Raw genomic sequence first — 9,417 nt, 5'->3', positions numbered from 1 at the left:
TAGCCACCATCAAGGAGATGGTGCTGGTGCCAACAGAAGCCGCAGATACCATTACGGGTTATGCCACGGAGGATAGCCTGGAGGGATTAGGTGGTAACGATACCCTCAAGGGTATGGATGGCGCAGATAGCTTGTCAGGTGGAATAGGTGATGACCGTTTGCACGGCGGTAATGACAACGATGTTGTCAATGGCGATGTCGGTAATGACACGCTCTATGGTGACAACGGCAATGATGTCCTTAACGGAGGTGAGGGCAACGACACCCTGAGCGGCGGCCAGGGCAACGACCTCTACCGATTTGGTCGGGGCGATGGTCAGGACAGCATCAATGCCTATGATTCAAACATTAATAGTCAAGAAGTGTTATCTATTCTGCAGGAGTCATCAGAGAATCTCTGGTTTACAAAGTCAGGAAATGATTTACTGATTGATGTTGTAGGTTCTGATGATTTGGTGAGAGTTCAAAACTGGTATTCGGGGGAAAAATATCAACTTGATGAAATTCAAACAGAAGATGCCGTGTTGTACGCCAATAAGGTTGATGCTCTCGTAAACGCTATGGCAGCCTTTGATGCGCCTCCAGCTGGAGATGCTCAATTGCCAGATGATACACGAGAACAGATTAACCCTGTAATTGCAGCGAATTGGCAGACTTTGTCATAAAGCTGAGATAGTCAGCAGGTTCTTTCAGGAGCTTGCTGACTATTAGTAGGTCACTTGTCGTTTCTATATTCTCGATAGTTTGTGCATAAACATATGGGTGCATCATGAGAAATAGTTAGGTTTATAGGTTCAGTTTGCATTACCAGAAGTTTTTGCCATGTTTTATGTAACGTTACATGATACGTGGGAAAAGATATGATACGTGAAAACCAGTCGTCTAATGCCAGGCAAAGAGTTAAGCGTCATCGAGATGCATTGCGTGAAGCAGGCTTTCGGCCCGTACAAATTGGGGTGCCTGATACTCGCTTGGAAGGCTTTGCACAAGAGTGCAGGAAGCAGTCAGCCCTCCTGAAAAATGATCAGGCTGAAACCGATACTCTGGATTGGATTGAACAGCTCTCTGATGATGAGGGTTGGGAATGAAGCGCGGAGATGTCGTCACTGTTGTAATAAAAGGAGACTATGGGAAACCACGTCCCGCTCATATTCTGCAATCCGATTTATTTGATCAACACCCCTCAGTGACCGTTTTGCCCATTACCAGTGAAATGAGGGAAACCCCATAGTTTGGCTATAGCTTCGTTACACTTTGTATCAGGATAATGAAAATGGGTTGACCCAAGCATCTCAGGTGATGGTTGATAAAATCACCTCAATAAAAACAGAAAAGTGCGGAAAAGTAATAGGGCAACTCACTACAAGGCAAATGACGGAAATCACTCGTTTGGTGGCATTATGGCTGGGGATTGCCTAAGGAATTCTCTCGAAATAACTTCCCGATTTACATATGGATTCCGTTCACCCTGAGCTTGTCGAAGGGTGGTGGTATTGGGCTTCGACAGGCTCAGCCCGAACGGGTTTTGAGAGGATTTCAACAAGGAAGTTATTTCAGGACTATTCCTAAGGGGCTGCTAGCCCCCCCCCAATATTCTATTGTTTTCTATACCTGCTTCTGAGCCAGAGTTACCCGATCCTGATTAGAAAGATCCTGTCGTGTTTCGATGGATTCGTACCCACAGGATGCCAGAATATTCTGGATCTCTTCACTCTGATCGTAGCCATGTTCAAACAATAGCCAGCCACCGGGTTTCAGCTTTTCGAGAGCCTGGGTTGAGATAGTTCGAATATCATCCAGACCATCTTTACCCGCTGTTAATGCTGACCTGGGCTCAAACTGCACATCCCCCTGAGCAAGGTGTTCGTCATCTTCCCGAATATACGGCGGGTTGCTGACAATCATATCGAGTTGATTGGGGAGTGGGGAGCACCAGCTTCCTTCAACAAAAGTCACGTTGCTGATCTGATTCAGACGAGCATTATCTTTTGAAGTGGCGACGGGTTCAGGCAAGCGGTCGACACCAATAACCTTCCACTGAGGTCGTTCAGCTGCCATGGCCAAAGCTATAGCACCGCTGCCTGTACCGAGGTCCGCAACGGTTGCATCATCCGCAAGAGGCATAGCCAGTGCCAGTTCTACCAGCAGCTCAGTATCAGGTCTTGGAATCAGAACAGATGGAGAGACCTTAAGCTTTAAGCTCCAGAACTCTTTTTCTCCCGTCAGGTAGGCGACAGGCGTTCCTTTTGTTCTCTGTTCGATCAATGCCTCAAACTGTTGAGACTGTTCGTGGCTCAGTTCTTTTTCCGGCCAGGTGAACAGATAACTGTATGGCTTGTCCAGAACATGGCAAAGCAATACTTCAGCATCCAGTCGAGCCGTATCGCTTTGTTCTCTGCGGGCCTGGTGGCTGTCAGTGAGGCGTTGGGTTGCCTCACCAAGCGTTTGATCAATCCTGCTCATTAGACAGTCCGGACAACAAATCGGCCTGGTGTTGCTGAAGCAGTGGATTAATGACCGGATCCATATCGCCCTCAATAATTTCCGAGAGCTTGTAGAGGGTCAGGTTGATTCGATGATCCGTTACACGACCCTGGGGGTAGTTGTAGGTGCGAATGCGTTCGGAGCGGTCGCCACTGCCCACCAGGCTTCTGCGGGTATCGCTGATCTCTTTAGCAGCAGCCATTTCCTGCGCGTCCTGCAGCTTCGCCGAGAGCAGGGTCATAGCTTTGGCGCGGTTCTTGTGCTGAGAGCGTTCGTCCTGACATTCCACCACAATGCCGGTAGGCAGGTGAGTCAGTCGAATAGCAGAGTCGGTGGTGTTAACGTGCTGACCACCGGCACCGGAAGAGCGGTAGGTGTCTACTCGCAGGTCTTCTTTTTTGATCTCAATGGCTTCCTGTTCGTCCGGCTCTGCCATGATGGCAACGGTGCAGGCTGACGTGTGTATACGACCCTGAGATTCTGTTTCCGGTACTCGTTGAACGCGATGGGCGCCGGATTCAAATTTCAATTGTCCGAAAACATTGTTGCCCACTACACGGGAAATAATTTCCTTGTAACCACCGTGTTCGCCGTCATTGGCGCTGATGACTTCAATTTTCCAACCGCGCTTTTCTGCATAGCGGGAATACATGCGGAACAGATCACCGGCAAAGATAGCCGCTTCGTCACCGCCAGTGCCTGCCCGGATTTCCAGAAAAGTGTTGTTACTGTCTCTGGGGTCTTTGGGCAGGAGGAGTAATTGCAGCTCCTGAGCCAGGTCTGGCAGCTTTTCTTCGCAGCTCTGGATTTCTTCTGCAGCCAGATCGGCCATTTCAGGATCGTCCTGCATGGCTTTGGCGTCTTCCAGATCTTTCTGTACCTGGTCGTATTCCCGGTAGGCATTCACTACGGGTTCCAGCTCAGCGTACTCTTTGGAGAGTTTGCGAAACTGATCCTGATTGCCAATGACTTCCGGATCGCTGAGCAGGGCGCCCAGCTCTTCAAAGCGTTCGAGCAGGGTTTCAAGTTTGGCACTCAGGCTGGCCAGATTTGAGTCTTTCATGTTTGGTTAATCAATCTTTTGTCAGGCCTGGGCCTGTGGAGGTTAACTAGAGAATTCCGGTTCGCTCTGGCTGTTGTTCAGCCAGCAAGAATGGGTGAGTACAGCTAAGAGTGCGTGGGTTCCTTGGCACGGTTTTCGTAACGGCCGTGGATGCCCAGCAGTTCTTCCGCCCATTCCAGTCGACTGTTCTGGCCTTCTGAGGCTGCTTTCTTCAGTTGCACACTGGGAGTATGCATCAGCTTGTTGGTCAGTGAGCGTGCAAATTGTGTCAGGACCTGTTCTGCCGGCGTGCCATTGGCAAGGGCAAGCATGGCTTTTTCCAGCTCAATATCCCTGAGGGATTCGGTATTTTGTCGATAACTGCGAAGCACGTTTACGGCATCCAGTGAGCGCAGTTGGCTCATGAACTCAAACGCGCCGGTCTCAATCAATAGCTCGGCTTCTTTTGCTGCATCCTGCCGTTGTTGCATGTTGTCCTGAATAACATCGTGCAGGTCGTCAACGGTGTACAGGAAAATGTCGGGCAGTTCTGCTACCTCAGGCTCGATATCCCTGGGTACCGCAATATCCACCATAAACATGGGGCGGTGTTTGCGCTTTTTAATAGCTCTTTCTGCGCTGCCTTTACCCAGTACCGGAACCGGGCTGGCGGTTGAAGAAACCACAATGTCAGCCTGCGGAAGCAGGTGCGGGATATCTGAAAGCAGGGCGGGTTTGCCATCGAAGCGGTCAGCCAGTAACTTGGCCCGGCTCATGGTTCTATTGGCCACGATAATGTTTCTCAGACCCTGCTGGTGCAAGTGTCTGGCAACCAGTTCAATGGTTTCTCCGGCGCCAATCAGCAGGGCGGTGTTTTCAGATAGATCAGCAAAAATCTGCTTTGCCAGTGTTGTAGCGGCATAGGCAATGGAAACAGGTTGCCTGCCAATAGCGGTATTGGTTCGAACCTGCTTGGCTGTCGTAAAGCAGTACTGGAACAGACGAGAAAGCAGTGAACCAATGGTGCCTGCTTCCTGWGCCTGGGCGTAGGCCGACTTGAGCTGTCCCAGGATCTGAGGCTCGCCCAGAACCATGGAATCCAGGCCACAGGCCACTCTCATCATATGGCGAACAGCGGCTTTATCGTGATGGATGTAACTGTGCTGGCTCAGCAGTTTCTGATCGAGGTTGTGGTAACCCGTCAGCCATTCCAGAGCTTTGTGGTAATCGGCGTTACTGGCACAGTAAAGCTCTGTCCGGTTGCAGGTAGACAGTATGGCCACTTCGTCGGTGTGCATGAAGTGACGGGCGTCCTGAAGTGCCTCAGGCAGCTGCTCAGGTGAAAAAGCAACCTGCTCCCTGAGTGCTACAGGTGCAGTTCTGTGATTAATACCGGCGGTAAAATACCCCATAAAGTCCCGTTGCCTTTCTCACGCTCTGTCAGCCACAAGGCTGTGTCTTTTTTGCTGAACTGTCACATAGAATGCCACTTGATATGGGACTTCCTGTGCCAAGAAGGCGAAAGGATGAACCGCTGGGCATCTGCATTTTTTGCCTTAATCCACTGTTCGATAGAACGGCTGCTGGATTGGCCTGTTATTTCGGGTGTCACTGCTATTATTGACCGTACAGTATTCTACATCACTGGACGGCAGGCAGGAGCCTGCACCCTGAACTCCATCACCTGAGAAGTACTGAAAAGTCTATTTTGGACATTCAGGTAAAGGGTTCCGGTTTAAACCTGTCCGTACTTTATTTAACAAAAACAGAGTGGACACCTGTCATGTCAGGCAGAACATTACAACTTTATTGCCCGAAATACTTTGTTGAAACCTTTCTGACTGATATTCATACACCGAATGAACAGTGAGTTGCCAGTGGCTTGTTTTCTGGTCAGGTCGGTAAAGATTCTTGATCTTCACTCTGTTTTAACAGGTCTTTTGGCCGATCAATTCTCCTATGGAACGCCAACAACTGCAAACCCGGATATACCCGGAGATGCCAATATTGAAAGAAATTCATTCTACCGGGCCTTGCCGTTAAGGCTGAGAAGTAAAATGTTTTTCACGTTATCAGGGCCTATGTCATGATAAAGAAGGCAGTGGTTGAAAGTTGATCCATCCGGGACTGCGAGAGCTGGGTTTCTGTGCAGACATTATTTCCAACGGGTAAAGGCATACCATTCATGAAGAAACTTAATGGTTTCTCTTTATTTCTGGCAGCCATTCTGGTGTCAGGTTGTTCTTCAGTTCAATTATCAGGGCAGCAAAAGGTGGCTGCTGAAACAGCCCCGGCACCCGCAGAAAAAACACCGGAAGAGCCGGTTGCGTCTTTTGAACCCGATACTCTCTATGACCTTCTTGTTGCTGAACTGGGTGGGCAGCGCAAGCGCTATGATCTGGCTTTGGGGAATTATCTCAAGCAGGCCCACAAGACTCAGGATAAGGGTATAGCCCAAAGGGCTTATCAGATCAGTCAGTTGATAGGAGCTCGTCAGGCTTCTCTGGATGCGGCGGTGCTCTGGGCCAAGCTGGATGATGAAAATGCCGCTGCCTTGCAGGCCAGTGCTATTGAGCTGGTTCGTGCCGGTCAGCTGGATCGTGCTGTTGAGCAGATGAGAAAAGTTCTGGAGCTTGAGGGTGAAGCAAACTTTGATTTTCTGGCCGCCAGTGCTGCTGAATTGCCAGAAAGTGAACGTGTTCAGCTGTTAAGTACGTTCGACAATATTCTTAAAGATTACCCGGATCATCGTTCCCTGAAGCTGGGTAAAGCGATTCTTCTGTTGCAGAGTAATCAGTTGAACGAAGCAGTAAAGCTCTGTGATCAGCTGCTCGCTAAAGACTCTGGCTATGTAAAAGCCATCATCCTGAAAGGGCGCATCCTGAATAAGATGGGCAAAGGGGATGAGGCTGAAAAAATGTTGGCCGAAGCTGTCAGGAAGCACCCCGAAATTCCCCGTCTGCGTTTGATTTATGCTCGTGTTTTAGTGCATCTGGATAAGTTGGGTGAAGCCAGGGGGCAATTTCAGGAGTTGCTGAAACAGTCTCCCCATGATGTTGAGATCATTCTGTCTCTGGCGTTGATTGCGCTGGAAAATGACATGACCGAAGAGTCTGAAAAGTATTTCAAGCAATTGTTAGCCCTGGGGCAGAGAAAAAGTACCGCCAATTACTATCTGGGGCGCATTGCTGAACGAAAGAACCAGTTTAGTCAGGCCCGTAAATATTTTCTGAATGTCATGCCAGGCAAAGAGTTTATGATGTCCAGAGTTGCCCTGATCCAGATGCTTCTGAAACAGGGTAAAGTAGCAGAAGCCAGAGCGCAGCTGGATGAAGATCGCAATCGCTTCCCGGTTCATGCTGTGCAGCTTTATTTGCTGGAAACTGAGATTCTGGTGAATGCCGGAGAGCTGGATGATGCGCTCAAGCAGTTCAGCGATGCCATTCTGCGTTATCCTGACAGTGTTAATCTGTTGTACGGCCGAGCCATGGTCTATGAAAAGATGGGGCGTATAAAGGATCTGGAAACTGATTTGCGTGCCATTATCAAGGCTCAGCCAGAAAATGCGGCAGCGCTGAATGCCCTTGGTTACACGCTGGCGGATCGTACAGATCGATTTGAAGAAGCCAGGGAGCTGATTGAAAAGGCGTACGAGCTGGATAATGAAGATCCGGCGATCATGGACAGTATGGGTTGGATTCAGTACCGTCTGGGAAATTATCAGGCGGCTCTGGAATACTTGCAAAGTGCCTATGAAAAGTACCCGGATCATGAAGTGGCGGCCCATCTGGGTGAAGTGCTCTGGGCTTTGGGTCGTAAAGACGATGCCCGTGCACTCTGGGATGACGCTTTGGAAAAAAATCCGGACAGTGTTGTGCTCAGGGAAACTCGCGAGAGACTTGAAAAACAGCCTGAAAACCCTGAATCCAAAGTCTCCGTTGTGAAATAATTGCTAGCGGTAGGCCTCCAGGGTCTGCCGCCCTTAAACCAGCAGGAAAGAATAAGCTGTAATGCGCACCTCTTTTTCCAGATCATTACCCAGAACCTTTTCTAATAACCTGAAGCTCGGTCTGCTTGTCTGTTTTGTGGCTTTCCTGTCCGGCTGTGCGTCCACGCCAAAACCGGAACAGGCTCTCTCTGAGCAGGAACGACAAGCCAGGTGGCAGTTTCACCAGCAGCAGTTGGCGATGTTGGATGACTGGAATCTGAAAGGTCGGATGGGGTTAAGGGTGCCGGGGCAATCTGGCAGTCTGTCTCTTGAGTGGCAGCAGAGCACAGCCCGCTACCGAATCTATCTGGATGGCCCTCTGGGGCAATCAGTGGCCAAGATTGAAGGCACTGAAGACCATGTTGAACTGGAAGCATCCGGCCAGAAATATCAGGGCAGGAATCCCGAAGCTTTATTGTTTGAGCTGACCGGGTGGGATTTGCCGGTCAGTCTGCTGAGATACTGGGTGGTGGGTTTGCCGAGTCCTCACAGTCAATCCAATGTGCAACTGAACAGTCAGGGTTACCCAGAGCGGATCAGTCAGCAGGGGTGGCAGGTTGAATACCTTCAATATAAGGACTTCGCCGGTATAACCCTTCCTGCCCGGATCAAGGTTCGTCAGGGAGAAGTGCAGGCAACACTGGTGGCTAAAAGCTGGCAGCTGAATTGATTGTGTTGTCAAGGGGGCGTTGGACTTAAGGGTGTGTCTCGAATAGCTTCCTGATTTACACATGGATTCCGTTCACCCTGAGCTTGTCGAAGGGTGGTGGATTGGGCTTCGACAGGCTCAGCCCGAACGGGTTTTGAGAGGGGTTCAGCAAGGAATTTAATTTCAGACCCTAAGCGCTGGTTTCATTGTAAAATACTTTCTTTTGTTTTCAGGATGGTTTGTGGATGTTCTCTTCAGCTCCGGCGGCTTCAGTTCTGGTTTTGCCTGCTCCCGCCAAGCTCAATCTGTTTCTGCACATTGTTGGCCGCCGGGAAGATGGTTATCACCAGCTTCAGACCGTTTTCCAGTTTCTCGATTTTGGGGATGAGTTGACCTTTGCAGCCCATGATGAGCTGGAGCTGGTTTGTGATCTGCCAGAGCTGGTAAATGATGAAAACCTGATTTTGAAGGCGGCTCGTATGCTGCAAGAGCATGCGGGCTGTAAGAAGGGCGCCCGGATCAAACTGGTTAAGCGTCTTCCTATGGGCGGCGGTGTTGGGGGAGGCAGTTCTGATGCGGCTACGGCTCTCCATGGCCTGAATATTTTATGGGGCCTGGGGGTGACAGAAGGTGAGCTGGCTGAGCTGGGCCTGAAACTGGGGGCCGATGTTCCGGTATTTGTTCGCGGCCATGCTGCATTTGCTGAAGGAGTGGGTGAGAAGCTTACTCCCGTAACTCCTGAAGAGTATTGGTATCTGATACTCAAACCTGACTGCCACGTCAACACCACAGAAATGTTCCGTCATCAGGAATTGACAAGAGATACTCGTCCCATTAAAGTTTGCGCCGCATTGAACGGGCTGCATGGAAATGAGCTGGCCAATGACTTTCAACCATTGGTTCGCAGGCTTTATCCGGAAGTTGATAAATGTTTAATGCTGTTGGATAATTCCGGAAATTCGAGCATGGGGCAAGCTATGATGAGCGGTTCGGGTGCATGTGTATTTGTACCGTTTGCCAGTCGTGAACAGGCGGAAACGACTCTGGCAGGAATTGGCTCTGATGTTGATGGTTTTGTTGCCCGCGGTGTTAACGTATCTCCGCTTCACAACTCGATCATTCAACTGGAACAGCCATGAGCGAAGAAAATCATTTTGCATCATTCCCAAGTATGAAAGAACGATATGGCAAAATGGTTTTCACGGTAAAAAATGCGTGAAATGAATTCCATTATCCCACGATCAGTGACTGCAT

At 49.7% G+C, this 9,417-nt stretch carries 11 protein-coding genes; 8 read left to right on the top strand and 3 right to left on the bottom strand.

Going from position 1 to position 9,417, the window contains the following annotated elements; all coding sequences use genetic code 11:
* From WG89_RS32710 to WG89_RS32930, 4 genes are all read left to right on the top strand, one after another.
* The coding region (locus WG89_RS32710) for a calcium-binding protein (RefSeq protein ID WP_281177696.1) at window positions 1-665 on the top strand (665 nt) is incomplete at its 5' end.
* Window positions 666-860: 195 nt separating this feature from the next.
* The gene (locus WG89_RS13635; protein ID WP_062266994.1) at window positions 861-1,088 is read left to right on the top strand and encodes an antitoxin MazE family protein; all 228 of its coding nucleotides are present in this window, start codon (window positions 861-863) and stop codon (window positions 1,086-1,088) included.
* Window positions 1,085-1,231, top strand: coding sequence for a type II toxin-antitoxin system PemK/MazF family toxin (locus WG89_RS32935; protein WP_216638485.1), 147 nt, complete (start codon window positions 1,085-1,087; stop codon window positions 1,229-1,231). The genes WG89_RS13635 and WG89_RS32935 overlap by 4 nt, the downstream gene beginning before the upstream one ends.
* 23 nt (window positions 1,232-1,254) lie before the next feature.
* Entirely contained in the window at window positions 1,255-1,419 is a 165-nt protein-coding gene (locus WG89_RS32930; RefSeq protein ID WP_414630394.1) for a type II toxin-antitoxin system PemK/MazF family toxin, read from the top strand.
* A 186-nt stretch (window positions 1,420-1,605) separates the two neighbouring features.
* On the opposite strand, the gene prmC is transcribed toward WG89_RS32930, so the two are convergent.
* The 3 genes from prmC to hemA form a co-directional block, all read right to left on the bottom strand.
* On the bottom strand, window positions 1,606-2,463 hold the full coding sequence (prmC, locus tag WG89_RS13625; RefSeq protein WP_062266988.1) for a peptide chain release factor N(5)-glutamine methyltransferase: 858 nt from the start codon (window positions 2,461-2,463) through the stop codon (window positions 1,606-1,608).
* Window positions 2,450-3,547: a peptide chain release factor 1 gene (gene prfA / locus WG89_RS13620; RefSeq protein WP_062266986.1), complete on the bottom strand. Its 1,098-nt coding sequence runs from the start codon at window positions 3,545-3,547 to the stop codon at window positions 2,450-2,452. Before prfA ends, prmC begins: the two co-directional genes overlap by 14 nt.
* A 104-nt stretch (window positions 3,548-3,651) precedes the next feature.
* Window positions 3,652-4,938 (bottom strand): glutamyl-tRNA reductase, encoded by a 1,287-nt coding sequence (gene hemA / locus WG89_RS13615; protein ID WP_062266984.1) that lies wholly within the window; start codon window positions 4,936-4,938, stop codon window positions 3,652-3,654.
* Between the two features lie 114 nt (window positions 4,939-5,052).
* Between hemA and WG89_RS31190 the strand changes: the two genes are divergently transcribed.
* From WG89_RS31190 to ispE, 4 genes are all read left to right on the top strand, one after another.
* Window positions 5,053-5,214: a hypothetical protein gene (locus WG89_RS31190; protein ID WP_172806813.1), complete on the top strand. Its 162-nt coding sequence runs from the start codon at window positions 5,053-5,055 to the stop codon at window positions 5,212-5,214.
* A 497-nt stretch (window positions 5,215-5,711) separates the two neighbouring features.
* A complete protein-coding gene (locus tag WG89_RS13610; protein ID WP_062266982.1) occupies window positions 5,712-7,475 on the top strand; it encodes a tetratricopeptide repeat protein in 1,764 nt (587 codons plus the stop codon).
* Between the two features lie 61 nt (window positions 7,476-7,536).
* Window positions 7,537-8,184, top strand: a complete 648-nt coding sequence (gene lolB / locus WG89_RS13605; protein WP_062266980.1) for a lipoprotein insertase outer membrane protein LolB — start codon at window positions 7,537-7,539, stop codon at window positions 8,182-8,184.
* Window positions 8,185-8,408: 224 nt separating this feature from the next.
* Window positions 8,409-9,302, top strand: a complete 894-nt coding sequence (gene ispE, locus WG89_RS13600) for a 4-(cytidine 5'-diphospho)-2-C-methyl-D-erythritol kinase (RefSeq protein WP_062266978.1) — start codon at window positions 8,409-8,411, stop codon at window positions 9,300-9,302.
* Window positions 9,303-9,417 lie beyond the last annotated feature (115 nt).

The sequence above is a fragment of the Endozoicomonas arenosclerae genome, from assembly GCF_001562015.1.
Taxonomy (GTDB): domain Bacteria; phylum Pseudomonadota; class Gammaproteobacteria; order Pseudomonadales; family Endozoicomonadaceae; genus Endozoicomonas_A; species Endozoicomonas_A arenosclerae.
The sequence above is the reverse complement of the archived record's forward strand: the minus strand, read 5'-3'. Positions and strand labels throughout refer to the sequence as shown.

Excerpts from the sequence above, each read along its gene's own strand:
- WG89_RS32935 (WP_216638485.1), top strand. The coding sequence starts at position 1,085 with ATGAAGCGCGGAGATGTCGTCACTGTTGTAATAAAAGGAGACTATGGG.
- prfA (WP_062266986.1), bottom strand. The coding sequence starts at position 3,547 with ATGAAAGACTCAAATCTGGCCAGCCTGAGTGCCAAACTTGAAACCCTG.
- WG89_RS13635 (WP_062266994.1), top strand. The coding sequence starts at position 861 with ATGATACGTGAAAACCAGTCGTCTAATGCCAGGCAAAGAGTTAAGCGT.
- prmC (WP_062266988.1), bottom strand. The coding sequence starts at position 2,463 with ATGAGCAGGATTGATCAAACGCTTGGTGAGGCAACCCAACGCCTCACT.
- lolB (WP_062266980.1), top strand. The coding sequence starts at position 7,537 with ATGCGCACCTCTTTTTCCAGATCATTACCCAGAACCTTTTCTAATAAC.
- WG89_RS13610 (WP_062266982.1), top strand. The coding sequence starts at position 5,712 with ATGAAGAAACTTAATGGTTTCTCTTTATTTCTGGCAGCCATTCTGGTG.
- WG89_RS31190 (WP_172806813.1), top strand. The coding sequence starts at position 5,053 with ATGAACCGCTGGGCATCTGCATTTTTTGCCTTAATCCACTGTTCGATA.
- ispE (WP_062266978.1), top strand. The coding sequence starts at position 8,409 with ATGTTCTCTTCAGCTCCGGCGGCTTCAGTTCTGGTTTTGCCTGCTCCC.